Genomic DNA, 24,363 nt, shown 5'->3' with positions numbered 1-24,363 from the left:
TACCAGGAGGGGGAGAACATTATTGGGACACACCATTTACGATATCGCCCGTGTTGCAATGGTTTCAAAATCCACCGTGTCACGCGTTCTCAACAATCAAAGCAATATCTCTGAAGAATCGCGTGAGCGTGTGTTAAAGGCAATTGAACAACTGAACTATCATCCCAGCAAACTAGCCAGGGCCCTTTCCTCAGGATTTGATGCCATCATGGTACTATCTCGTTCCACCAAAACTACCGCTAATAACCCATTTTTCTCTGATATTATCCATGCCATATCAACCAATGCCGAAGATAAAAACTTCGATGTTATATTACAGACGGCAAAAAACAGCCAGGACGAGCTTCAAAAATGCATTCGGAAAATAAAAGAGAAGTTCATAAAAGGGATTATCATGTTAAGTTCCCCTGCAGATGAGAACTTTTTCCAGCAGATAGATCCCTTTAATATCCCTATAGTAGTCATTGGAAAGGTTGAGGGAGATTATAAAAATGTTTTTTCTGTAGATACGAATAACTTTATGGACAGTTATGATTTGACGCAATACTTGATCGATAAAGGACATAGCGATATTGCCTGCCTGCATTCTCCATTGGATTATCATGTTTCCATCGATCGCTTGGAAGGATTTAAATCATGCATGATTGCAAATGGCCTCCCGTTAAAGGATGAATGGATCGTGAATAGCGGTTACACCATTGATGCCGCCCATCAATCAGCAAAAAAAATGCTGGGAAATAACCCGCCGACGGCCATTTTTGCCACGGATGATCTTAAAGTGATGAGTATCTATAAGATGGCCGCCGAAAATGGTATTTCCATTCCGGAAGATCTATCCATTGTAGGATACAGCAATTCAAATTTACATCCATTCCTTTCTCCATCTTTGACCTGTAAAGAGATTCCCGTGAGGAAATTAGGAGATGTAGCAACACAAATACTTTTTGCAAAAATCCAGAACGATCCAAACACGAAGCCACATACGATCATTCCAACCGAAAACATCATCCAAAATTCCGTAGCTGAGATTTGAATAATGGAGTTTTCAGGAAAGAATCCTAGTAAAATGAGATGACATTCAAAAAAACGTCCTCCAATGAATGGAGGACGTTTCTTTTCACTCTTGATTTTCATATTCAATCCACGACCGGGAGCCAACCCTTGACCCCAATTAGCTTTTCCCAGAGCGGATCGGGAATGACCAGTTCGGCCTGATCTTTTTTGGAAAGCGTCGTTCGTATTTCCATTTCTTTTCCTGACCTGATTTTTTCGATCCAATGCGGCTCCATCAGTAGCTCCCGGCCAAGGGCGATAAAAGGGACACCCGTTTCCATAGCTTCTGCCACTTCATCGGGAGTATGCAGCTCCCCTACACCGACGACCGGGATGCGGTTGCCCACTTTATCGTATATTTTAACGATCCGTGACTTGGTCCTGTCACTCTCACGGAAGGAACCATTCCAGAAATGGCCTACCGAGATATGCAGGTAATCAAGATTTTGATTCGCCAATCTATCAACAAGCTGCAGCGTATCATCCAAAGTAATTCCGGGATTGCTACCTTCTTCAGGGGATAGACGGTAGCCGATGATAAATGGCTTCTTGGCATGCTCAGCAACTGTTTTTTCCACTTCATTCACAACTGTGAGCGGGAAAATGAGCCGTTTGCCTAATGTCCCTCCCCATTTATCGGAACGGCGATTCGAGTGTGGCGAGAAGAACTGCTGGAGCAAGTATGTATTGGCGCCATGGATTTCCACACCATCGAATCCTGCTTCAATCGCCCTTCTTGTCGCTTCTCCAAATGCGGTAATGACTTCTTGTATGTCGTCTTCACTCATTTCCCGCGGTACCGGTGCATCCTCTTTGGAAGCAACGGCGCTGGCTGAAACTGGCTGGTTATCAGGCAATAACTCCGGAGGGCTTTGGCGACCGCCATGATAGATTTGTAAAATGGCTTTTGATCCGTTGGATTGAATCGTTTCCGCCAATTTTTTTAACGATGGGATAAAGGAATCGTCATCTGCACTTAATTGGCCCGGAAACCCTTTGCCGCTGGCCATGACATAAGCACACGCCGTAATCACTGCGCCTACACCTGCAGAACGATCGGCGTAGTAAGCCAGTTCCGCATCGGTCACCACCCCATGATCATCTGAAGAATAGGTGGTCATCGGGGCCATCATGATCCGGTTGTTCACTTCGACCCCTGATGAAAATTTGTATGGTTGAAAAATCTTTTCGTATTTTTGATTCATGCCAATTGTCCCCCTTCACATTCTACTGTTACTGGTGATGATGATGCCCGTTCGGTTCTTTAGAAGGATTAGTAATTTCAAAGCCTTCTTCAGGTACGTAAAAATATTTGATCCAGACACCGTCAAGAAATTCCTCACGTGAGTCCAGCAAAATATCAATATCTTTATCCGTTTTGACGATTTCATCATGCGCAGCGGGTGTATCCAGCTTCATCTCATAATGAGCATGGTCACCATGCATATGGGTGATATACACACGGACCATTTTTCCTTTTGCTTCATCCGTGTTCAGCATATTATGAAGAACCTTTGCTGCATTCCGATTAATTTTGCATTTCATGTCCATTCCTCCAGCAATAAAATTGTCCGTGTACTCAATTGTACCCAACTTAAGGTAATCCGTAACATCCATTTATACCCTTCCAACTTGAGGCTGTACTCATTAAAGGCTTATGATCGGTCTGCCGGGAAGACGATACCGATTTGGCGTCTTGCTTCGTCCATGATTTCCATCGTCGATAGTGAGTGGGAGAAAGAATTTATATCGGACTCCATTTTCCCCTGCTTTATCAATCCAACGAATTCTTCCGCTTCATAATACATCGACGGCATATCCTGAGGTACCGTAATATTTTCAGCGGTTCCGTCGCGGTACTGGATACTTGCAGCAACCGGTCCTGAAATTTTCTGTATTAAGATGCTTCCAAGTTCCCCCTGAATTTCAGTTGGCTGATCGGATTGGGTGATCTTCGAATACATGACGACTGCTTCCATATCATCGTAAGAAAGCAAGATCGAGCCCTGCCCATCAACTCCTGATTCAAGCATCGTTCCTGTTGCCTGCACCTTATTCGGTTTACCGAATAGAACAACAAGCGGATACAGGACATAAATCCCCAAATCCATTAATGAACCACTCGAAAATTCCGGATTGAATGCATTCAGCACTGTACCCTGTTTATACGCATCATAGCGGGAGGAATATTGACAAAAGCTTGCCGTAAAACGGCGTACTTCGCCGATTTTCGCGATATTTTCCTGCACGCTTCGGAAATTTGGCATGATCGTTGATTTCATCGCTTCCATCAATAGCACGCCATTTTGTTGGGCGGCCTCGATCATTTGCTTCACCTCGGCCGCATTTGAGGCCATTGGTTTTTCACATAATACATGCTTCTTAGCTTGTAAAAATAATACTGCCTGCCTGCAATGATGGGAGTTGGGGCTGGCTATATAGACAGCGTCGATCGCATCGCTTGCGGCCATTTCCTCCAAATTCGTAAAAATCGTCGAAACTCCATATTTCCCGGCAAATTCCTTAGCCTTCTCTTCCGTCCGTGAATATACCGCCGTTAACGATAGATCCGCTACATGCTTTGCCCCCTCCAAAAATCGTTCCGTGATCCAATTTGTTCCTATTACCCCTATTCGTATCAACAGCCTATCCCCTTTCAAGCTAACTTATTATGTACTCAATATACCGACAATTCATAAAAAAACAAAACATAATGATTAACGGCAAAGGTTCAAATTGGATTTTTTAGGCAATATTCGTATATAATTTCCTATATTACCACTGCCATGAGGTTTCTACATACTCCCTAAAGGGGAAAGAAAACTAAAAAAGGAGCGTGTGAAGGTTATGTCAGATTTAATGAAAAATAAGGTGGCCATCATTACCGGCGGAGGATCGGGAATTGGCCGGGGGGCAGCACTGAAGCTAGCTGAAAACGGTGCGAACATCATCTTTTTCGATCGCACCGTGGAAAAGGCTGAAAAGGTGAAGGAAGAGGTTGAAAATCTCGGCCGGGAAGCGTTAATCATTAAAACCGATGTATCAAAGCCGGAGCAAGTTGAACATGCCTTCAAGGCTGCCTATGACCATTTCGGAAAAATTGACTTCGTATTCGCTAATGCGGGCATCAACGGCGTGATTGCCCCAATTGAAGACATCAAACCAGAAGATTGGGATCAAACGCACACCATTAACCTTAAAGGTACCTTTCTCACCATCAAATACGCCATTCCATATATGAAGGAAACGGGCGGCAGCATCGTCATCAACAGCTCCATCAATGGTAACCGATTTTTCAAGAACTTTGGTTTTTCCGCCTATAGCGCCTCCAAAGCTGGACAGGTCGCATTCGGTAAAATGGCAGCGCTCGAATTGGCAAAATATAAAATCAGGGTCAATACCATTTGTCCCGGGTCAATCGATACGAACATCCACGACAATACTTTCCCTGAAGATGAACACTTAGAGAAAATCAGGATACCCATCGAATATCCGCAGGGCTCACAGCCTTTAGCCAATAAAGCTGGAACCACCGATCAGGCTGGTGACCTTGTATTATTTTTAGCTTCTGACATGTCCTCCCACGTCACCGGCACGGAAGTTTATATCGACGGAGCAGAATCGCTATTATAATCCATGAAACCTTAACAAAAAGAGCTGAAATCCCACCAAGGGACTTCAGCTCTTTAGCTGTTTTAAGCGACCTTTCTTAAGCCGCGGCGTGCAAGCATTAGGTAAGCGAGCATGGCGATCGCATGACAGCTTACCATCACAATTCCCATCGGCAGGGGTGATTCGCCAGAACCCAAGCCCACCAAAGGAGCCATGAGTGAGCCCAGTATGAAGGGCAGCAATCCAATCAAGGCCGATGCACTGCCTGCCGTTTTTTTCTGATTTTGCATCGCTAACGAAAAACTCGTCGTACCGACGATGCCGACGCTTGAAACCGAGAGGAACAGAGCGATTAGAATTCCTGCTAACCCTATCTCGAAAAGCACTGAGGCAATAAGGAAAACCCCGCCAAACAGGGCAAGACATAATCCGATTTGAAGGAGTTTTTCTTCTTTCACCCTTCCTGCCAGCTTTCCTGCCACTTGAGAGGCAATGATGATTCCCACTCCATTCATTGCAAAAATCAAGCTGAATGTCTGTGGGGAAACGCCATATATGTTCTGGAGGACAAAGGGAGAACCGGAAATATAAGCGAACATGGCAGCACTTATGAAGCCTTGTGAAAAGGCATACCCCATAAATACACGGTCACCCACTAAATTCCCAAAAGTCCTGATTGTGTCGTATATCCCCCCGGCGCTCCTGAAATTAGGCGATAAAGTTTCCTTTATCCCGAAAAAGGCAGCGGCAACCATCAGGACACCTAATATCGCAATCACCAGGAAAACGCCCCGCCAAGAAGTGAACTGTAAAAGCTGTCCCCCAAACACAGGAGCCAAAATCGGCGCCGCCCCATTAACCAGCATGAGCATGGAGAAGAATTTGGTCAAATCCGTTCCTGAAAATAAATCACGGACGATGGCCCTTGAAATGACGATGCCCCCCGCACCCGCAACGCCTTGGATAAAACGTAATAATAATAGCAATTCAATCGTTGGAGCAAAGGCACATAACAAAGATGAAAGGCCATAAACCGATAAAGAAATGATTAACGGTGTGCGCCTGCCTTTCGCATCGCTTAGCGGCCCCAAATACATTTGGCCAAGTGCCAACCCTAACAAGCAGGCAGTCAAACTCAGCTGTGCCAGGGACGTACTGCTTTTCAGATCATCCGCCAGTGATGGGAGACCTGGTAAATACATATCCAGTGACAGTGGTCCAATCGCTGCAAAAGAACCTAGCATAAGTGCCAAAAGCAGTCTTTTGGATTTAGTCATTTCGTCACCTGTCGATATCGTTTCCTTCATTTCAATCATTCGTTAACCTATCCCTTTCAACTAATTGTTTTTCGCTTTATTCATTTTACAAAAGATCGGAACAATTTACGATAAGTATGCCTCCCTTGATCTGGAATTCTCCCAATGTGGTTGCCTATCGCTCTGTCTACCTTTGCTGCAAAACGGCGAAATTCATCTGAAATATACCTCGCCCAAATCCTTAGATTGGAATCCACTTCAGTGCATTTTTCCGTACTGGCAATAAAAAATGACCGCTTTTTGGAGTCATTTCAGATGATAAACGGCTTACACTGCATTTTTCAGGTCGTCCGCTGATTTTTCCGACCCACCCCGCACTTTTTCCGGCCATCCTCCGATTTTTTCCGGCCTTAACCACACTTTTTCCGGCCATCCTCCGATTTTTCCGACCTACATCGCACTTTTTCCGGCCGGCCTCCGATTTTTCCAGCCTCCCCGCACTTTTTCCGGCCGTCCGCGGATTATGCTTTATTCAACAATACTAAATTTCGGGGGGTATCTCCCGCCAATCCATCCGCCAGGTTTTGTACAGCTAGGGCTGCCATTTTCAGTCTTGTGGCAATGCTGGCACTCCCGATATGCGGTAATGTAACCAGATTGGGCAATGTTAGCAGCGGGTGCTCGACAGGAACGGGTTCATCTTCAAATACATCCAGCCCTGCTGCCCAGATTTCACGATTCTTCAAGGCATGATATAATGCCTTTTCATCGATGATCCCGCCTCTTGCCGTATTTATGAGCACACTCGTCCCCTTCATTAATTTCAACTGCTCCTTGCCAATCATATAAGCGGTATCCTTTGTAAGCGGCAGCATGACACACACAAAATCGGATACTTGAAGCAGCTTTTCAAGCGGGAGGTATTTCATGCCCAATTTCTTTTCCTGTTCATATTTACGGCTTCGATTAAAATAAACCAAATTCATATCAAAGCCCTTCGCTCTTTTGGCCAGTGCTTCCCCTATCCTGCCCAAGCCGATGATTCCCAGTGTTGCACCGTGTACATCCTGCCCAGTCAGCTGCAAGGGAGACCATGTTTCCCATTTTCCGCTTCTTAAATAATCGGCTGCCTCCATCATCCTTCTTGCCGTTGCCAGCAGCAAGCCAAAGGTTAGGTCAGCTGTCGTTTCCGTCAATACCCCAGGTGTGTTCGTTACCATGATGCCCCGTTCCGTGGCACTGTGCGCATCGATATTATTGTGGCCGACCGCCATATTGGCAATGATTTTCAACTTAACCGCCCGATCGATCAGTGCCTTATCAATTTGTTCCGTCAACAGGCAAAGCAGCCCATCCACTTCCTTCACTTCTTCTTCAAGGACTTCCCTTGGTACCGGTATCTCCTCTTCCTCCCACATCCTGATGTCATGATCCCTTCTTAAACCTTCGATGATTTGTTCCGGCAATTTCCTTGTAATATAGATTTTCGGCCTCACTTGATAACCTCCTATACTGATTCATTCGATCCACCCATAAAAAACCATAACCGGACAGTTCATCCAGATCATATGGGAGCTTCTTCTTGACAGTTTCCTTTCAATCAACTAATCATAGAATAACAAAGTCTTACTATTTCGTCATTTCACTAGTTTTCCAATTTGTTTATCTTTAGGAGGATCCCGGAATTTCATGAAAACGAATGCAGATTTTGAAATTTATCCAATCATCGCTCCGAGCGCTTTATCTTTAAAAAGCATAAACTTTTACTTAGTGAAAAAGGCAGACGCTTTAACATTGATCGATGCAGGCATGAATGATGATACTTGCTGGAATGCCTTGCAGCACACATTGAAGGAAAATGATTTGAACATTGGGGATATCACGGATATCTGGTTAACCCACCATCATGGAGATCATGTTGGTTTGGTCAATAAGATTACTGCGCGCTACCCGATTCCGGTATATGCCCATCCTAAAGCCGTTCCTCGCCTAAAACGAGATCCCGATTTCTTAAGCATGCGCATTGAATTTTATAAACAGCTTTATTTGGAGATGGGCTGTGGTGAACTTGGCGATAAACAGGTGGCTTACCTTTTCAACGCGGTCGACCATAATAAAGATAAAAAGTTGAATGGCGACATCATTGGAATCACCGAAAAACACTTGTTTGACTTTGAGGTGATTGAATTTCCCGGGCATGCCCCGGACCAAATCGCCTTTCTTGATCCAAAAGGAAATCGACTGCTTTCCGGTGATTTATTGATCGAGCATATTTCAAGTAACGCCTTGATCGAACCTGATGATAAGGGCAATAGAATGCGGACTCTTGTCGAACATATCGACTCTTTGAAGCGATGTTTGGCATTACAGGTTGATCTCCTTCTGCCTGGTCACGGGAATATCATTGAACAGCCAAGTCTTTTGATTGAAAAAAGGCTGAATGGCATCGAGAGGAAATCACAAAAAATCTTGGCAATGATAGAAAACGGAATTTCTTCTGGAAATGAGCTGGCAAAGGCATTTTACAGGCAAAAGTATGTATCCCAATTCCCGCTTGTCATGTCAGAAATCATCGGTCACTTGGATTATTTGGAGTACCAGGGGAAAATCACGAAGAAAGTCATCGCAAAAGTGGTTCATTATCAAGCGATGTAATCATCAAAAAGGCTGAAATCCATTAAAGATTTCAGCCTTCTTTTTTGGCACTCTCACACGCACACTACAACCTGTCTCGAGAAAATCCCTTTCCTCGCTACACATCGATCGGCAATTTCAAACCCTGCTTCACCAATCATCTGATCCATCGTGTCAATCGTCACGACAACGACTTTGTCAGCGAAACGTCTTGCATGTTTAAGGATCGAGAGCTGATCCTCCGGTGTCGCATGCGTATATAAATTGTAGGGCATATCAATGATCGCCACATCATAGTTACTGGTGACCTCTGAAATCGGACCTGTGGTTACTTCGCCCTCAAGTCCAAAATAGGCAATGTTCTCCCTAGAGCCGTCTGTAACGAGCGGATTGATATCTCGCCCATCAATATTTATCCCCATTGATAGCGCCTCTACCAATACGGTACCAATCCCGCAGCATGGATCGATGGCCTTCACTCCATCAGGATGCGGAACGGCTATGTTCGCAATGGCCCTTGCCACCCTTGTGCTTAGGGCAGTTGAATATTCTCGAGGCTTCTTCATATGATGTAACCAAATTGCATCAGGTTTGACATACTCGCCAAAATACCAACGCCCGCCGAGGGGCACGATTCCGAACACCTGATCAGGATTGCGTACATCCGCCTCCGCTTGGATGTGCCAGCCAATCTCTCGTTCGATTTCACGCTGCCCATCATAATCTATTTTTTCTTCTTCATTCAAATCATTGATTTTTACGAATAGCACTTTGAACGTTGAATCCGGCAAATGAATGGTCTTTACTTGCTCAACGATTTCGGAGATGCTCTCCCCTTCGAACAAGACATCCACACGCCCTTTTATAAAAGGACTTCTGCTCGGTTCAATTTTTATATCGCTTTTCAAAATGTTTCCTTCCGTTTCAAAACCAAAGAACGAGCGCATCTCCATTTTGGATAATGAGCCTTCGTCAGGAGTGCACGTAAACGTATATATATAGGCCGGTATCCGGCTATGATTAGTCAATCCATTCCCATCCTTCATTTTCTTTAGATTATATCTTTCTATCAAACATAGCCGTAATGGTATAGAAAAGCAAATGGAATCGCACAAAAAAACTTGAAGGCTCCAAGGAGTTTTTGCCCAATTTCATTCAACATCTAAAGAAAAGGGAACGTTCAATCCAATTTATGCAGCTGGCCATTAATATACTTGGCACGATTCTCTATGAATTTCAGGATGAAATCAGGCTCATTATCAAAAATATCCTGATGATCTTTAATATATGGATCTTTCGGGACATATGGGCTTATTTGGTCATGCAGCCCAATAATGATGGGTTTCATATGACTTACGTTAAATCGGGTGTCCATAATCTCTTTTAGAAGACTTTGGTACTGAAGACGAAATGCCCTTATATCGAGGATCCTGGCAGTCAATGTATTAAACCCCGCGATGCCCACATAGTCCTCTTCCATCACTTCTCCATTGACATCCCTTCCCCACGTCGCATCATAATCCCACGGGATGATTTCAAACAGTCCTGTAGCACCATTTCGGTACAAGGCATAGTTATGAACGAATCCATCATAGTTTTGCGTGAAGATGACGCCTGCCAGCCAGCGCAAGTACTTATCCACATCGATATATTTTACGATTTCCTTTTCAAAATCCACTCTTGAAATGGTATTGATTTGGATGAGCAATTCCTGTAAATATAATTCATCTTTTGCAGTGCCGCATTTTTTTTGATAGCCCATCTCCAAAGATTTTTTGATTCCTTTATCCAAATCGCTCATTAAGGAAAAATTGGCATCGCCGTCCACTGCATAGAAAATGGAACCTTCCGGAAGATTCCTTTGCTTCAAGTAATATTCATCCACGGACTCCAGTTCCAGATATATCCCCTCATCCCGCCCGTTAAGATTCAGGTGTACGAACTGGGATTTAGGCGCCAAGGTTCCGATATCCGCAAAAAAGTCCAGCGATAATTTATTTCTCAGTAACGATTTATCGTTATATTCAGCGTTCAAATGAATCTCTTTTGCTCCCTTGAATGTATGTGGCTTATAAAAAACTACATGATAGGACTTTTTCCGAAACTCCCTGATATGCGAGCCACGGTAAACAATATCAATATCCAGCTTCTTTTTGTTGATGGTTAGCTTTGCAGGCAGCGGATCATTGCACCATATATCCCTGCGCAGTTCCATTAAATTAACAGGTGGAATAAACAGCTGATACATAGGCAGCTTCTTGTCAGCATTCATATAACCCTTCCCTTTCACTTTCCTATTAAAATATGGAAAAAAGTGAAGGACGTCACCAAAATGCAACTATTTTTTTACAGGCTGTGCGAATATCTTTAGCACATTACGTACAAGCAGCATAGTTTATCGTATGGAAAGGGGGATTATTATTATGTCAAACTTCATTCGTGATATACAAAATGCTGTTGATAGGGCCAATTCGATGGGATTGGGCGATTTCATGTTCAAGGACCCACGCTCAAAAGGGCGCTCGTCACGTAAAAACGATAAAAAAAGACGTTCTACTTGCAGCACTAAACGTTGCACAAGCAGGAAACGGTCCACTTGCGGCACGAAACGCCGCTCTAGCAAGAAACGGTCAACACGCAACACACAAAGACGTTCTTGCTGGAAACGGAGCTCAACTCGCGGCACGCAAAGGCGCTCAAGCAGAAACAGGAAATCAACAGGCTGCAAAAAAAGGAACACTTGCAGGAAACGGTGTTCCTCCCACAAGCGCGGATGCCACGGCAGCGGCAGCATTAAGTTCAAGAAGAAATGGAAATGGAGCTTCTAGTTTCATGACGTCTTCTCGTGTAATTGGACAATGTTAAAAGAAGAAGAGACGTGTTCTTTAACGTCTCTTTTTTTAGTTCCATGTACAATTGGGTTTTCAATAAATAAAAGATGCTGCCGACTTCATGTATCGGCAGCATCCTTCCTTTTTCCTTATTTGTCGGAGACCAGTGCGAACTGTGCATACACATCCTTCAGCCCTGCTTGGATGGCTTGACCAGCCTTCCCGCGATATTGCATTTGTACACGATCGATCAATACCTCGATACCATCTTGCAGGCAATAACCACGCAGCAGCTGCCGAATGAATTCCCTGCCATGCTCTGTAGCGAGCGTGCAGGACGCCTCGACGATGACACCATATTTATAATCCAGCTCCAATGTGATCGTGATGGAATCATATAAATTTCTCGCTGCCATCCCTTGTGGAAGTTTTGCATGCCCTGCAATGAAATATGTGTTCATCTCTGGTCTCCTCTATCTATATTTAATGTACGGAAGCTTTCTCGAAGGGCCATGCAGGCAATTTCTTACGAAGCTCTTTATCCTGTCTGTAGCCTAGTGCGTATTCACCCTGCATCATCGTATGGATTTCACGGGTTCCCTCGTAAATGACCGGAGCTTTCGAATTCCGCAAAAAGCGTTCGACCGGATATTCATCGGAATAGCCATAGGCACCGTGGATTTGAACGGCATCATTGGCAGCTTCGTTAGCTGCATTGCAGGAAATCCACTTAGCAAGGGATGTTTCCTTCGTATTCCGTTTTCCTTGGTTTTTCAACGTCCCCGCTTTAAAGACCAGCAATCGGGAAATCTCCAGATTTGCCGTCATCTTGGCAATCATTTGTTGGACAAGCTGATGCCTGCCAATCTCCTTGCCGAATGTACTGCGTTCATGGCAATACTTCAAGCTGGCTTCGAGGCTGGCTTCGATTAATCCTACAGCACCCGCGGCCACCGTAAAACGGCCGCTGTCCAAAGCCGACATGGATATTTTAAAGCCCTCGCCTTCTTCCCCAAGCCTATTCGCTGCCGGAACTTTTACATCCGTTAAAAAGACTTCCCCTGTATTTCCCGCGCGAATTCCCAGTTTTCCCTTGATGGCCTTCGATTCCACTCCCTCAAAAGTCCGTTCCACGATAAATGCCGTTATGCCTTTTGAGCCAAGATCATGATCAGTCTTGGCAAAAATGAGGAAATGATCGGCATAATCACAGAGGGAAATCCATGTTTTCGATCCGTTCAAAATATAATGATCGCCTACACGTCTGGCAGTAGATTTCATCGCCGCCACATCAGACCCTGCATTCGGTTCAGTCAGTCCAAAAGCGCCAATCTTCGTCCCTTTTGCCTGCGGAACTAAATATTTCCGTTTTTGTTCTTCGGTACCCCATTGCAGCAACGTCATGCTATTCAACCCTGTATGTACCGATACCGCAGTTCTGTACGCCGTATCACCCCGCTCCAGCTCTTCACAAACGATGGCCAAGGTATTATAATCCATTCCCACCCCGCCATACTCTTCGGGGATGCAAACGCCCATCAACTGTAATTCCGCCAATCGTTTTAAGATATGTGGCTGAAATTGACCTTGCCTATCCCACTCTTGGATATATGGGATGATTTCCTTATCCACGAATTTCCTGACCACTTTTTTTACACTTTGCTGCTCTTCTGTTAATTCGAAATTCATCATCAAGATTCCTCCTAGATCATTTTATTTTGCTTGAATTTGTCGATTTGACCGGAATCATACCCCAATTGAGCCAAAATGGCATCGGTATGCTCACCATACAGCGGCGGATGCTTCCTCATCGTGACCGGCGTTCTGGATAGGTTCAGGGGCGATCCGATCATCCTCAGGCCATCGATGGTCGGATGCTCCATTTCCACAAGCATGCCTCTGGCACTGATTTGTGGATCCTCGAACATCTCTGCGATATCATAAATCGGACCATTCGGTATCCCAGCAGCATCAAACAGCTCTTTCCACTGTTTTTTTGTCTTTGTTTTTAATGACTCTTCCAATAGCGGCACTAATTCTTCCTTGTTCAGCAAGCGCATTTCATTAAGCTTAAACCGTTGCTGTTCCGCTAACTCAGGTCTGCCAATAACAGCCGCGAACCGCCTGAACTGCTCGTCATTCCCCACCGCCACGACAAGCTCTCCATCACTTGTAGGAAACGTTTGATATGGAACGATATTGGGATGCTGGTTCCCCATTCGTCCTGGAGTCAACCCGTTGAATAAATAGTTGCTCGCGACATTCACTAGCGAAGAAACCTGACAATCCATTAGCGAAATATCAATCTCCTGTCCTTGCCCCGATTCATTCCTATGATGCAGGGCCGATAAAATGCCAATGCATGTATACAAGCCAGTCAAGATGTCTGCTATGGCCACACCGACTTTCACGGGACTTCCATCCTTTTCCCCGGTTATGCTCATCAACCCGCTCATCGCCTGAATGATATAATCATAGCCCGGCAAATCTTTATAAGGACCGGTTAAGCCAAAGCCCGTGATCGAGGCCATGATCAGTTTGGGATTGCATTCCTTTAACTCCCGATAGCCTAAGCCCATCTTCTCCAATGTACCGGTCTTGAAATTTTGAATCACAATATCCCCGGACGAGATCAGTTTTCGAAAAATCTCTTTCCCTTGCTCAGATTTCAAATTCAAAGTCATGCTTTGCTTATTTCGATTGGCGCATAAATAGTAGGCGCTTTCCCCGCCTGAGAATGGGGGGCCCCATCCTCTTGTTTCATCACCTGATTCATGATGTTCAATTTTAATTACTTCCGCTCCCAAATCACCAAGGATCATCGAACAAAACGGCCCTGCCAAAACACGGGAAACATCAATGATCCTGACTCCATCCAAAGCACCATTCATACCATCACCCCTTTCAAATTGCCCGGATACACAAAAGAGCCAGTAAAACAAACAATGCCATCACATTGTACGTTTCACTGACCCTTATCCACGCACTGTCTTCCTGCAAAGGAAGATCAAGTGAACCAAGTCAATTTTTATGAATTCCAGTTTTAGGACAAGCCGGCCATGCAGCAAGGTAGGAAGCTTGCTGTCATCGGTTTGGTAAATTAAGTATAAGGTAATTATTTGAATTTTTCAATAATAATGAATTTCTTTTTGTCGGATGACGCATGCATCAAAAGGTATTGTGATTGAAATTGCCTTTATCCTTGAAGCGTGTGATGATATTGGTATGAACGAACGCCTCGAAGGGAGATCGCAAAATGGAAAAGATAAAAAGCGAAATAGTGGAAACCATCAAGAAATATTCAACCATCATCATACATCGCCATGTTGATCCGGACCCGGATGCCCTGGGGTCACAAGTCGGGCTAAAGCACTTATTGAAGCACTCCTTCCCGTCTAAGGAAATCTTTGTGGTAGGCGAGGAAGTCGATAAGCTTCTTTTCATCGGAAAAATGGATATCATTCCGGATAATATATACGAAGGGGCCTTAGTGATTGTTTGTGATACTGCCAACCTTTCGAGGATCAGTGATTCCCGCTTTCGTTTAGGTGATAGGCTGATTAAAATCGACCACCACCCCGATTACGAGCCATTTGGCGACCTCTCTTGGGTCGACGCTTCCTATAGCTCTGCAAGTGAAATGCTGACGGATTTGTCCTTGGAATTTCCAGATGATTTTGCAATGAATAAAGAAACGGCTAAAGCCTTTTATACAGGGATACTTAGTGATACAGGTAATTTCATGAATGGAAAAATCACTCCACGAACATTAAATTTGGTTTCTCGATTGCGAGCTTATGATTTTCAACCGGAACGAATTCATAACTTTCTCCAGGTAAAGTCGAAAAACTCTTCCAGGCTTCAAAAAGACATCCTCATGAGCTTCAAGGTATCTGATAAAGGAGTTGCTTACTTCATCATTACCGAGGATTTGCTGAAATTGTATAACATGGACCGAAACGACGCTTCGAATTTAGTTAATACGCTATCAAGTGTCAGGGCCAACAAGATTTGGGTATTTTTCATTGAATATCCTGGGAAAATCCGTGTCAGGATCCGTTCACGCACTACCCCCATTGACTCGGTGGCTCGGCAATTCAATGGCGGAGGACATCCGCTGGCCTCTGGTGCCTCCATTGATTCCTGGGAGGAAGTCGATCAGGTGATTCAAGCATTGAATCAAGTTTGTCCATGATAGGCAATTATTCCGGCGTAATATCAATTAATTCGACCTGTACTGAAATTAATTCGTCCTACATCGTAATTATTCGACCGAAATTCGTTTAATCCGGCCTGGATTGGAAGCAATTCGTCCTACAACGGATTAATCCGGCTTTTTTCGATCGTCCTATACTGGTAGTAACCCGACCTCCTCTTTACAACCCAGCATATTTTGATGCAATTAGAAAATCCTGCTTCCGTACAGTTTATCCTTCATCTTTTGCGTTCTTTCATGCAATGGCTTTTTCAGAATGATGCCAAACCCGATGGTCAGTAGTAAATAGATGAATAAGATGAATATATCCCTGCCGGCGACACTCCAGGTGATCCCGCCAACGGATTCACGTAGTAAACCGACAGCATAGGTGAATGGCAGGAAAGGGTTGATATGTTGAAAAAACGGTGGAGTTACTTGAATGGGGAAAGTTCCTCCCGAACCTGATATTTGAAGTACCATCAGAACAACGCTTATCCCTTTCCCGACATTCCCCAGAACCGAAACGAAGGTGTAGACCATTAATGTAAACACCGTACTTATCAAGACCGAAAAAATGACGTACTCGAATTTATCCACTGCATATACATCAATCAGAAAAAGATTGCCGATGGAAACGGCTAAAGCCTGGACCAATCCAATGATGAAAAATATTAGGTATCTGCCAATATAAATTTGATATGGACTGTAGTCCTTTTGCGAGACGCTCACGCTAAGCATGGAAATCAGTATGGTCCCGCCCACCCAGAGGGACAGTGCCGTGAAAAAGGGAGACATGGCAGATCCATAGTTCGGAATCGGAAATAGACTGTGTTTATTGAGCAGTACCGGCTCCGAGAAAAATTCACTCTCTTGTTCGATATCATTTTTTAGGAAATCAATGACTTCTTCCATATTGTAAGACTTATCAATTTCTCTCATTTTAGAGGCCAGCGCCTTGATTTTTGCTTCGATTACCGGAAACCTATCCTGTAACGTATCGATATCCCCCATGCGAGCCCCAAGCGTTCGATCGGTGTCATTCAAAAGTGCCTTCACTTCAGGAAGAGCCTGGCTGCCCTCTTCGATCGAAAGCTGGGCTTTTTGTAATATGGAATTCGCTTCCGTCCAGATTTCATGTATTTTAGATCCTGTTTGCTTTGAAAAGGTATCCTGGAGGCTCTCCAAGACTTGATCATTATTTTCACCAAGAACCCTGAGTGAATCGAAGGAATGGTCATTCAGAGCTTGAAGCCGGCCCGAAGCATTATCCCGTAAACCATCCACTAGCATTATTTCTGGCTGAAGGCGGTCTTTTTCACTAAATTGATTTACGCTCACCAATAAGTCATACATACTGTCCAAAAGGTAGAGCTCTTTATTTAACCGCGTTCTCCCTTGTTCAACTAGCTGATTAACCTCATCGCTAGGCAAATTCTGATCTGTTACCCTACTTGCAAGCACTAAGATCGTTTCATTATCGCTCCTGATTTTCGCAATATCATTCTTCAAGAGTGGCTGGATTTCTTCGAATGCCTGCTTGGTCGATTCTACATAACCAGAAACGCCTGACACCAATTCATCTTTCTGCGACGTTATCCCCTCTATTGATTCCAGGCCTTCATTGACCTTGTTAATGATCTCTTCTGCCCTCTTTACATGTGTTTGTACGATTTTCAAGTTTTGTTCAAGCTCTGGAAGTTCCCCCTCCAATACATACACCATATTCTTCATCTTCTGAATGGTCGGCAATTCATTTTGCAACGTGATGCCCAGTTCATTAAAGATTTCCAGGATACTCCCGCTAGCTGACTTAATAAAGCTTTTGCTTACATTATCGACGATGGTGTTGGCTCCAGCTGCCGTAATTTTTGGGGCGATGGAATTGATTTTTTCATTAACATAGTAATCAATTTCCGCTTTCATAGGTTCATCGGTCATGATGGTTGCAATATGCTCGGAAAAATTTTCAGGGATGATGATCGTCGCGTAATAATTCCCTTTCTTCACCTTTGCAACCGCATCCTTTTCCGATGTGAATCTCCAGCCTAAATCTTTATTCCCCTTTAACCCCTCTATGACCTCATTGCCTAAGTTGACGGCTTTACCATTCAACTCGGCACCTTTATCATTATTGGAAACACCGACTAGGATTCCTTCCGTGTTGGCATAAGGGTCCCAAGAGGCGACAATATTGAACCACGCATAAATGGACGGGATGAGCATAAGGAAAACAACCACGATGCAAACAAAGAAATTTTTATAAATGCTTTTTAAATCGTCCATGAAGATCTCCCGAATATTTCTCAAAATATACCCCCGTGCATACGTATTTTGATACTATTATTCGGAAAACCTCCATATTCGATACTAAGTAAACATATCCATGGATTTTCCCACTCTCATCTATCGATTAGCTCTTCCTGTGAAATTTCCATTCAACTGCTCGCACTCGCTTTCCGTTCCAATCCACTCTGTGCGAAGAATATGTTAAAACCATGAGTTGCCCATATCGGTCGTTGCATGAACATCGGGACTTTTCATAAAGAAAAAACGGAAGGCGAACCCGCTTTCGGGTTTGCCTTCCGTTCCGTTCGATTGGCCTTTTCATCAAAATTGCATCAACGTTTTTCTATCACCGTTATCAATTCCCTTAAGTAATCCGGCAGATCAGGCGGGCGTCTGCTTGATACTAGGTTTCCATCGACTACGACAGCTTCGTCAATCCAGGTTGCTCCGGCATTTTCCATATCATCCTTAATGCCAGGTGTACTTGTTACATTCTTGCCAGCTAGAATTTTTGCGGAGATCAGCACCCAGCCAGCATGGCAAATTTGCCCGATCGGTTTTTTTGTTTCTTCCATGCTTTGAATAAGTGAAATCACTTCAGGGAACCGACGAATTTTGTCAGGGGCCCAACCGCCCGGTACGAGAATCGCATCATAATCTTCCGCTTCAATGCTGCCATAATCATAATCGGATACGGCGGGTACACCATATTTGCCAATGTACGTTTCATTCGCCTTCTCCCCAGCAAGATGGACGATCGCACCCTCTTCTTTCAATCGTAAGATCGGATACCAGAGCTCTAAATCTTCAAAATCATGGTGCACAAGACTGATAATTTTCTTTCCAGCTAACCTCATGAAAATCTCCCCTTCCTTCGTGCTATTCAACTTTACCATTCTTCCCTGTTTCTTCACTTTTTCAACCATTTTCTCCAGACAACCAGTCCAGCCATATCCTGTCTAAAAATCAACCTTTACTAAATGCAGCCCGGCGGCATCCGCCATACGGCCCGTTTGGATTCTTTCCTTCGACTCCAGAATGCCCGGGATTTGCTCAGCGTCTATTTCACCAAGCCCGACCTCTATCAGCGTCCCGACCATCTTTCTAACCATATTATAAAGAAAACCATCCCCACGCACACTAATTTCGATGAAGCCGGCATTTTCCTCTATATCAATCACATATATTTCACGCACCATTGATTTTTTCTTGGACTTTGCATTTGAAAAAGCAGTGAAATCATGGGCACCTATAAAATATTGACACGCCCTTTTCATTCTTTCTATATCCAGCTTTTCCTCAACATGCATACTGTACTTTCTCATGAACGGATTCGTATACCTCTCGTTCCAGATCTTATATAAATAGGTTTTGTCCTTAGCATTATAACGGGCATGAAAACGATCAGGAACTAACATGACCTCTTTGATGCTTATATCTTGGGGCAAATATCTATTCAAATAGTTCATTATTTCTGATTCTGTCAAATTTCCAGCGATCTTGAAATTGGCAATCTGGGCAAAAGCATGAACACCGGCATCCGTTCTGCTGCATCCAATGATTTCGATTTTCTCCCCTGCCATTTCCGTTAATACATTTTCTATTTTCCCTTGAATCGTATCGTCACTATCGCCCAGCCGTTGCCAGCCCCTATAGCGTCCGCCATCATATTGAATGGTCAGCTTATAATTGTTCATTGCTTCCTCCTACTGTAAAGCTATCCAGACAAAAAACCTGATAAAATATAAGCCCCCATACACGCCTGCTGTATGAGGGAACATATGATTTTTCCTTAGAAACGCTTCTTTACATATTTAAGTTTTCATCATTGTCATTTATTATGTGCCCCGAAAACGAAATACCACAATGCAAATCGGACCGTAATATTTCCCAATCAAGAATAATGCACTTCTGCATAGTGTACCAAAGAGGCTGATGCCCTGCAACGGACGAGGCACCGTCACATATCGCTTTTTTGCGCTTTCCTCTGTCAAAACCACCGCTCTGGTTCTTTATCATTCAATAAAACACTGACACATAGAGGATTATCACTCGCCCATACTTTCCGTTTTTATGGTGATTGTTAAATAAAAAAAGAATTGGAAGTTGATATTTTTAGGAAAATACTCCTAAAACAAAGAAAAAATAAGCTATAATAAGGATACTATAAGAGGATAAATCAATAAGAAGAGTATCACCGGGATCATTTGTTTTCCCATACACTCTAGGAGGTACGTCTTGAAAGAATCTACATTGAATAAAGGATGGGTAAGTTTAGGTGCAATCGGGTTGTTTTTCCTCGGGAAAATAAAATGGTTGCTTGCACTATTGAAAGTAGCAAAAGTGGGTTCTCTCTTATCTATTTTCGTTTCACTGGGCGCGTATGCGTTGGTTTACGGTTGGAAATTTGCTGCAGCCTTAGTCTACCTTATTTATATCCATGAAATGGGCCATTTACTTGCGGCTAAGCGAAAGGGCATCAAAACATCCAGTGCCATTTTCATCCCGTTTGTCGGAGCGTTAATTGCCCTTAAAGAAGAACCGAAGAATGCTAACCAAGAAGCTTATCTTGCATTTGGAGGACCATTGTTAGGTACAGTAGCATTCTTACCAGCCATCCCCTTATTTTTGGTGACGGAAAATCCGTTTTGGCTTTTGGTCATTACCCTTGGAGCCATGATTAATCTGTTCAATCTAATGCCTGTGCATCCTCTTGATGGGGGACGTATTGTAGGAGTCATCTCTGCAAAACTTTGGGTAGTCGGGATTATCGGAATGGTCGTATATATGTTCTTCCGCCCCAATCCGTTACTAATTCTTTTCTTCATATTAGGAATCTCTAAATGGTGGAACGAATTCCGCAGCGAGATAACCATAAATCAAAGAGATAGCGTAATCGAATCCAATCAATTTGGTATGGAACAGCTAGAGGAATTTGCAGCTGCAACAGAAGAAGAAAAAATTCGCCTCGTCAATATTTGGAATATGGAATTAAGTCGGCTGCATGGAAAGCTTAACAAAATGAAGAGTTGGCATATCCCGCTATTCGATGATGATAAGCTAAAAGAAAAACAACGGACCGAGGTAAAATTAACCATTTATAGATCCTTACTTGATGCTGCTAATTCGAATGAATACCAGTACGGACCGACCGATTTTGAAAATATAGGCACCTATGAACGAATTGCAGCAACGTTTTTTAAAGAAGTGCAAGAACAAACGAAAATCAGGGACAAAGAGAAATCCTATTACTCATCAAGTCTCAAAACAAAAGTGATCTGGTTCTCCTTATACCTTGGACTTGCCATTTTCTTAATGTTAACGAGCTTATATGCAGGTGATTTAATGGAACAATATAAAACTTCATTACCTTAACGCATTTTGAAAAAGGGACCTCAATAATGAGCGTCCCTTTTGTTTGCCGAAGTCCGATCCCCAAATGAATCCCTCTGTAAGTAGCCTCTAAGCATTTTGGTATGGTACGCCCAAAGGTGTCAATTAGGCAAGAAAAAAAGGCCTAAAACACGTATAATCTATCCACTTCATCCTGTAAACCCAATTTAATCATTTCTTGAATGACCAATTCCTTTAACGCTATACCATTTGTAATTAAATAAGTGAATTGGACATCTCTGATGAAAGCCAGTTTACTTTCTGTTGTTGCAGAATAAAAAAAGGCTTTCATTTCTGCCAAGTCAATCGTCATATCTTTTTCAAGTTTATATAGGATATGGCTGCTCGTCACGTTATCTACAGGTATGATGCCTAACCCATCAAGAGTGGGAAAAATGGTTTGTTGTGCTCTTTGTTCCCTTACTTTTATCTCTACATAATGATAGACATCCTCGATTGATTCGCTTCCAAACGCGGCTATTATCTTCTCCACTACATATTTTGCTTCTTCTTCAAATTCCTTATCTTCAGGTTTTACTTGATTTTGTTCTTGAAGATATTGAATATACTGTTCTTCTTCTTCGAAGATATTAAAGTTAGATATACTTAAGGCATCTTTCATCGTACAAACCAAGCTAAGATACTCCCTAATATTTCTTGCTACAATCTTGATATGTGTATCAAAATCCATGGGACTAATACAAACGACGAACGCATTCTCTAAATCAGATACTCTACCGAAGTCAGTTAGAAATCCGAAATGTATGCCGTCAACGCCTGTACTGGCAAAAGTAATGACATCATAGAGAGTAGTTTCATAAGGGGAGAAGTCAAATTCTAAATAAAGCGATAAATCACTTAAGGAGTAGCCTTCTTTTTCAATTTCCTTCTTTAATGTATGGAGCTTGTCAATTGTTGGCGGCATTTTCAAATACTCTCCGAGATAACTCATGATTTTCTCCTTCAATATTGTGCCTTGTTAGTTGATTCAAGAATAACTTGTGTTTATCGTAAGTATTTGACACCCTCATAAGGAATTAATGGGAAACATACAAAAAAAAGACCCAAACCCTTATTATATCAAGGATTTGAGCCTTTGTTAGTTGATGACCTGTGAGGGATTCGAACCCACGACCCCTTCCCTGTCAAGGAAGTGCTCTCCCACTGAGCTAACAAGTCGTATGTATAAGCTTGCGTGTGAATTACTTAAGTACATAATTTATTATAAGTTTTTTTGGTGAAAAGTCAACGCATTATAGTAAAAAAGTTTTAATTTTATTTCATTTTTCACAAAAACGAACAAATGTTCCTTTTTCACTTGCATAAAAAACGTACGTTCGCATATAATGATTAAAACCAAGTAAGTTAGCAAAGGGGCGATCGGAAATGAAATATATCCTTCGCAAGCATATGGAAGAAAAGGTTCCTCTGGAGATCATTTACCTCTCGGAGCAAGGAAAGATTACACAACGGAAAATCCAGGTTCTAGAAATATATCCAGGCCATATTCATGCTTTCTGTTTTCTGAGGCAGACGAAACGGACGTTCAAAATGAATAATATCCTTTCTGCCCGCCTCATCAAGGCAAAATACGATCGATCCGGATGAGTCCGCATGACCCATAGGATTCATCCGATTAACTCTTCTTCTTCCTGGATGTCCTTTTCCCTTTCCGTCAACGATTCTTCTTCATCCCTCAGGCGATGGGCCAATCTTGAGGCGGCACTCGCGGCAATGCTTGCAACGATATCATCCAGGAAGGTATGGACAACTCCTTCCTGCTTCTTATCGAGCTCGTGGATGACGCCTATTTTATTTTTATCCAAGTGGCCAAATGTCGTGACAGCAATGCTTCCGTATCCGAGGACTGCACCGAATGCGATGGTTTCATCGACGCCGAACAAGCCTTCATCGGATTCAACGATGGATTGAAGAGGTTCGGAAAGCTTCTTTTGCTCTGCCAGTTTATCAAGCTCCACACCGACTAGAATCGCATGCTGTATTTCCCTTTTCAATAGGACACGCTCGACGCTGCGGATGCATTCCTCCAATTCGAGATCGGCTTTGTATGGAATCTGCAATTCGTAAACGATTTTGGCTATGGCTTCCACACTGACGCCGCGTTCCATTAAGAGGCGCTTTGCCGCCTTTGTTACTTCCCTGCTGTGTACGTGTACATCTGCCATTTAATTCCCCACCTTTTTTATAGTATGATGGATAGATATCCTTGTATTATAGCATTAAATTTTCTAAATTTTTAGAAAATATAAAGAAAATTTTTTATTCCAAATTCTTGGGACGGGAAAATCTCGCAAGGCTATGATAAAATAACTAAGTAATAAGTATTTCATTATTAATGATCATCGAGGTGCGGGAAATGAGTTTACGCAAAGGCACAATTAAAGAGTACATGTTTAAAAGTGAAGCGCTGGCGGAGGAATTGGAACTGCTTGTTTACTTGCCTGCTAATTATTCACCATTGTATAAATATTCGCTTGTAATTGCTCAGGATGGACGTGATTATTTTCAAATGGGCCGAATCGGCCGTGTAGCCGATGAATTATTGGGTAACGATGAAATCGAGAATATAATCGTTGTGGGCATTCCCTATAAAGATCGTTTTGACCGCAGAAGCAAATATCATCCAGACGGGGAACAGCACCTTGCATACATACGTTTCCTTGCCCATGAACTTGTCCCGTTTCTGGATGAAGAATTTCCGACCTATCAAATGGGACATGGCCGCGCCCTGATAGGCGACTCGCTTGGCGGTACTGTTTCATTATTGGCCGCCCTGAAGTATCCGCACACATTCGGGAAGTGCATCATGCAGTCGCCCCTGGCCAATGAAGCCGTGATGGAGGCTGTACGCAACTTTGAGGATCCGCATCTACTCGAACTTTATCATGTGATCGGGACTGATGAAACGGACGTACCAACGACTGATGGGAATCGGGCAAATTTCATAGAGCCCAACAGGAAATTACATCAATTATTGAACCAAAAAGGATTTCCGTGCTTCTATGAAGAATTTGAAGGTAATCATACCTGGAAATATTGGCAGGCAGATTTAAAAAGAGCACTGCTGGAAATGTTCTAA

The 24,363-nt window shown here is 43.2% G+C and carries 22 protein-coding genes and 1 tRNA gene; 7 read left to right on the top strand and 16 right to left on the bottom strand.

Going from position 1 to position 24,363, the window contains the following annotated elements; translation table 11 throughout:
• Positions 1 to 22: 22 nt before the first annotated feature.
• A complete protein-coding gene (locus tag MHI53_RS06715; protein WP_340373084.1) occupies positions 23 to 1,033 on the top strand; it encodes a LacI family DNA-binding transcriptional regulator in 1,011 nt (336 codons plus the stop codon).
• Between the two features lie 103 nt (positions 1,034 to 1,136).
• On the opposite strand, the gene MHI53_RS06710 is transcribed toward MHI53_RS06715, so the two are convergent.
• The 3 genes from MHI53_RS06710 to MHI53_RS06700 form a co-directional block, all read right to left on the bottom strand.
• Entirely contained in the window at positions 1,137 to 2,258 is a 1,122-nt protein-coding gene (locus tag MHI53_RS06710; RefSeq protein WP_340373083.1) for an NADH-dependent flavin oxidoreductase, read from the bottom strand.
• Between the two features lie 28 nt (positions 2,259 to 2,286).
• The gene (locus tag MHI53_RS06705) at positions 2,287 to 2,598 is read right to left on the bottom strand and encodes a hypothetical protein (protein ID WP_061142523.1); all 312 of its coding nucleotides are present in this window, start codon (positions 2,596 to 2,598) and stop codon (positions 2,287 to 2,289) included.
• Between the two features lie 110 nt (positions 2,599 to 2,708).
• Positions 2,709 to 3,695: a Gfo/Idh/MocA family oxidoreductase gene (locus MHI53_RS06700; protein ID WP_340373082.1), complete on the bottom strand. Its 987-nt coding sequence runs from the start codon at positions 3,693 to 3,695 to the stop codon at positions 2,709 to 2,711.
• A gap of 205 nt (positions 3,696 to 3,900) precedes the next feature.
• Between MHI53_RS06700 and MHI53_RS06695 the strand changes: the two genes are divergently transcribed.
• Complete coding sequence (locus MHI53_RS06695) at positions 3,901 to 4,686, top strand: SDR family NAD(P)-dependent oxidoreductase (protein WP_340373081.1); 786 nt, start codon at positions 3,901 to 3,903, stop codon at positions 4,684 to 4,686.
• A 62-nt stretch (positions 4,687 to 4,748) separates the two neighbouring features.
• On the opposite strand, the gene MHI53_RS06690 is transcribed toward MHI53_RS06695, so the two are convergent.
• Positions 4,749 to 5,972 carry a multidrug effflux MFS transporter gene (locus tag MHI53_RS06690; protein ID WP_061142522.1) on the bottom strand — a complete coding sequence of 408 codons (1,224 nt, stop codon included), beginning with the start codon at positions 5,970 to 5,972 and terminating at the stop codon, positions 4,749 to 4,751.
• Positions 5,973 to 6,442: 470 nt separating this feature from the next.
• Complete coding sequence (locus tag MHI53_RS06685; protein ID WP_061142465.1) at positions 6,443 to 7,417, bottom strand: D-glycerate dehydrogenase; 975 nt, start codon at positions 7,415 to 7,417, stop codon at positions 6,443 to 6,445.
• A 193-nt stretch (positions 7,418 to 7,610) separates the two neighbouring features.
• Here MHI53_RS06685 and MHI53_RS06680 point away from each other — a divergent pair, with 193 nt between their 5' ends.
• Positions 7,611 to 8,576 carry an MBL fold metallo-hydrolase gene (locus tag MHI53_RS06680; RefSeq protein ID WP_340373080.1) on the top strand — a complete coding sequence of 322 codons (966 nt, stop codon included), beginning with the start codon at positions 7,611 to 7,613 and terminating at the stop codon, positions 8,574 to 8,576.
• Between the two features lie 53 nt (positions 8,577 to 8,629).
• On the opposite strand, the gene MHI53_RS06675 is transcribed toward MHI53_RS06680, so the two are convergent.
• From MHI53_RS06675 to MHI53_RS06655, 5 genes are all read right to left on the bottom strand, one after another.
• Positions 8,630 to 9,583, bottom strand: coding sequence for an RNA methyltransferase (locus MHI53_RS06675; RefSeq protein WP_340373079.1), 954 nt, complete (start codon positions 9,581 to 9,583; stop codon positions 8,630 to 8,632).
• A 152-nt stretch (positions 9,584 to 9,735) separates the two neighbouring features.
• A complete protein-coding gene (locus MHI53_RS06670) occupies positions 9,736 to 10,827 on the bottom strand; it encodes a CotH kinase family protein (RefSeq protein WP_340373078.1) in 1,092 nt (363 codons plus the stop codon).
• Between the two features lie 708 nt (positions 10,828 to 11,535).
• The gene (locus tag MHI53_RS06665; protein WP_340373077.1) at positions 11,536 to 11,847 is read right to left on the bottom strand and encodes a DUF3870 domain-containing protein; all 312 of its coding nucleotides are present in this window, start codon (positions 11,845 to 11,847) and stop codon (positions 11,536 to 11,538) included.
• Between the two features lie 22 nt (positions 11,848 to 11,869).
• Positions 11,870 to 13,075 carry an acyl-CoA dehydrogenase family protein gene (locus tag MHI53_RS06660; protein WP_061143428.1) on the bottom strand — a complete coding sequence of 402 codons (1,206 nt, stop codon included), beginning with the start codon at positions 13,073 to 13,075 and terminating at the stop codon, positions 11,870 to 11,872.
• A 14-nt stretch (positions 13,076 to 13,089) separates the two neighbouring features.
• Complete coding sequence (locus MHI53_RS06655) at positions 13,090 to 14,277, bottom strand: CoA transferase (RefSeq protein WP_061143424.1); 1,188 nt, start codon at positions 14,275 to 14,277, stop codon at positions 13,090 to 13,092.
• 365 nt (positions 14,278 to 14,642) lie between these two features.
• On the opposite strand from MHI53_RS06655, the gene MHI53_RS06650 reads away from it, so the two are divergent.
• The gene (locus MHI53_RS06650) at positions 14,643 to 15,581 is read left to right on the top strand and encodes a bifunctional oligoribonuclease/PAP phosphatase NrnA (RefSeq protein ID WP_340373076.1); all 939 of its coding nucleotides are present in this window, start codon (positions 14,643 to 14,645) and stop codon (positions 15,579 to 15,581) included.
• Between the two features lie 207 nt (positions 15,582 to 15,788).
• Here MHI53_RS06650 and MHI53_RS06645 read toward each other — a convergent pair whose 3' ends face one another.
• The 3 genes from MHI53_RS06645 to truA form a co-directional block, all read right to left on the bottom strand.
• On the bottom strand, positions 15,789 to 17,867 hold the full coding sequence (locus tag MHI53_RS06645; protein WP_340373075.1) for a YhgE/Pip domain-containing protein: 2,079 nt from the start codon (positions 17,865 to 17,867) through the stop codon (positions 15,789 to 15,791).
• Between the two features lie 335 nt (positions 17,868 to 18,202).
• Positions 18,203 to 18,727 carry a type 1 glutamine amidotransferase domain-containing protein gene (locus MHI53_RS06640; protein ID WP_061143427.1) on the bottom strand — a complete coding sequence of 175 codons (525 nt, stop codon included), beginning with the start codon at positions 18,725 to 18,727 and terminating at the stop codon, positions 18,203 to 18,205.
• 102 nt (positions 18,728 to 18,829) lie between these two features.
• Positions 18,830 to 19,567, bottom strand: coding sequence for a tRNA pseudouridine(38-40) synthase TruA (truA, locus tag MHI53_RS06635; protein ID WP_340373074.1), 738 nt, complete (start codon positions 19,565 to 19,567; stop codon positions 18,830 to 18,832).
• A 541-nt stretch (positions 19,568 to 20,108) separates the two neighbouring features.
• Between truA and MHI53_RS06630 the strand changes: the two genes are divergently transcribed.
• On the top strand, positions 20,109 to 21,245 hold the full coding sequence (locus MHI53_RS06630; RefSeq protein ID WP_340373073.1) for a site-2 protease family protein: 1,137 nt from the start codon (positions 20,109 to 20,111) through the stop codon (positions 21,243 to 21,245).
• Between the two features lie 142 nt (positions 21,246 to 21,387).
• On the opposite strand, the gene MHI53_RS06625 is transcribed toward MHI53_RS06630, so the two are convergent.
• Together MHI53_RS06625 and MHI53_RS06620 are read right to left on the bottom strand one after the other, a co-directional pair.
• The gene (locus MHI53_RS06625; RefSeq protein WP_340373072.1) at positions 21,388 to 22,215 is read right to left on the bottom strand and encodes a hypothetical protein; all 828 of its coding nucleotides are present in this window, start codon (positions 22,213 to 22,215) and stop codon (positions 21,388 to 21,390) included.
• A 155-nt stretch (positions 22,216 to 22,370) separates the two neighbouring features.
• Positions 22,371 to 22,442: transfer RNA gene (locus MHI53_RS06620), tRNA-Val, on the bottom strand.
• 207 nt (positions 22,443 to 22,649) lie between these two features.
• On the opposite strand from MHI53_RS06620, the gene MHI53_RS06615 reads away from it, so the two are divergent.
• Positions 22,650 to 22,871: a hypothetical protein gene (locus MHI53_RS06615; RefSeq protein ID WP_061143419.1), complete on the top strand. Its 222-nt coding sequence runs from the start codon at positions 22,650 to 22,652 to the stop codon at positions 22,869 to 22,871.
• Between the two features lie 20 nt (positions 22,872 to 22,891).
• On the opposite strand, the gene MHI53_RS06610 is transcribed toward MHI53_RS06615, so the two are convergent.
• Positions 22,892 to 23,449 carry a phosphatidylglycerophosphatase A gene (locus tag MHI53_RS06610; RefSeq protein ID WP_061143418.1) on the bottom strand — a complete coding sequence of 186 codons (558 nt, stop codon included), beginning with the start codon at positions 23,447 to 23,449 and terminating at the stop codon, positions 22,892 to 22,894.
• Between the two features lie 191 nt (positions 23,450 to 23,640).
• On the opposite strand from MHI53_RS06610, the gene MHI53_RS06605 reads away from it, so the two are divergent.
• Positions 23,641 to 24,363, top strand: coding sequence for an alpha/beta hydrolase-fold protein (locus tag MHI53_RS06605; protein WP_061143417.1), 723 nt, complete (start codon positions 23,641 to 23,643; stop codon positions 24,361 to 24,363).

Origin of the sequence: Peribacillus sp. FSL E2-0218 (assembly GCF_037992945.1) — a bacterium.
Classification (GTDB): Bacteria; Bacillota; Bacilli; order Bacillales; family DSM-1321; genus Peribacillus; species Peribacillus simplex_B.
The sequence above is the reverse complement of the archived record's forward strand: the minus strand, read 5'-3'. Positions and strand labels throughout refer to the sequence as shown.

Coding starts and splice junctions, on each gene's coding strand:
- MHI53_RS06690 (WP_061142522.1), bottom strand. CDS start 5,972: ATGAAGGAAACGATATCGACAGGTGACGAAATGACTAAATCCAAAAGA.
- MHI53_RS06680 (WP_340373080.1), top strand. CDS start 7,611: ATGAAAACGAATGCAGATTTTGAAATTTATCCAATCATCGCTCCGAGC.
- MHI53_RS06655 (WP_061143424.1), bottom strand. CDS start 14,277: ATGAATGGTGCTTTGGATGGAGTCAGGATCATTGATGTTTCCCGTGTT.
- MHI53_RS06610 (WP_061143418.1), bottom strand. CDS start 23,449: ATGGCAGATGTACACGTACACAGCAGGGAAGTAACAAAGGCGGCAAAG.
- MHI53_RS06645 (WP_340373075.1), bottom strand. CDS start 17,867: ATGGACGATTTAAAAAGCATTTATAAAAATTTCTTTGTTTGCATCGTG.
- MHI53_RS06625 (WP_340373072.1), bottom strand. CDS start 22,215: ATGAGTTATCTCGGAGAGTATTTGAAAATGCCGCCAACAATTGACAAG.
- MHI53_RS06650 (WP_340373076.1), top strand. CDS start 14,643: ATGGAAAAGATAAAAAGCGAAATAGTGGAAACCATCAAGAAATATTCA.
- MHI53_RS06670 (WP_340373078.1), bottom strand. CDS start 10,827: ATGAATGCTGACAAGAAGCTGCCTATGTATCAGCTGTTTATTCCACCT.
- MHI53_RS06695 (WP_340373081.1), top strand. CDS start 3,901: ATGTCAGATTTAATGAAAAATAAGGTGGCCATCATTACCGGCGGAGGA.
- MHI53_RS06605 (WP_061143417.1), top strand. CDS start 23,641: ATGAGTTTACGCAAAGGCACAATTAAAGAGTACATGTTTAAAAGTGAA.
- MHI53_RS06660 (WP_061143428.1), bottom strand. CDS start 13,075: ATGAATTTCGAATTAACAGAAGAGCAGCAAAGTGTAAAAAAAGTGGTC.
- MHI53_RS06665 (WP_340373077.1), bottom strand. CDS start 11,847: ATGAACACATATTTCATTGCAGGGCATGCAAAACTTCCACAAGGGATG.
- truA (WP_340373074.1), bottom strand. CDS start 19,567: ATGAACAATTATAAGCTGACCATTCAATATGATGGCGGACGCTATAGG.
- MHI53_RS06640 (WP_061143427.1), bottom strand. CDS start 18,727: ATGAGGTTAGCTGGAAAGAAAATTATCAGTCTTGTGCACCATGATTTT.
- MHI53_RS06615 (WP_061143419.1), top strand. CDS start 22,650: ATGAAATATATCCTTCGCAAGCATATGGAAGAAAAGGTTCCTCTGGAG.
- MHI53_RS06705 (WP_061142523.1), bottom strand. CDS start 2,598: ATGAAATGCAAAATTAATCGGAATGCAGCAAAGGTTCTTCATAATATG.
- MHI53_RS06710 (WP_340373083.1), bottom strand. CDS start 2,258: ATGAATCAAAAATACGAAAAGATTTTTCAACCATACAAATTTTCATCA.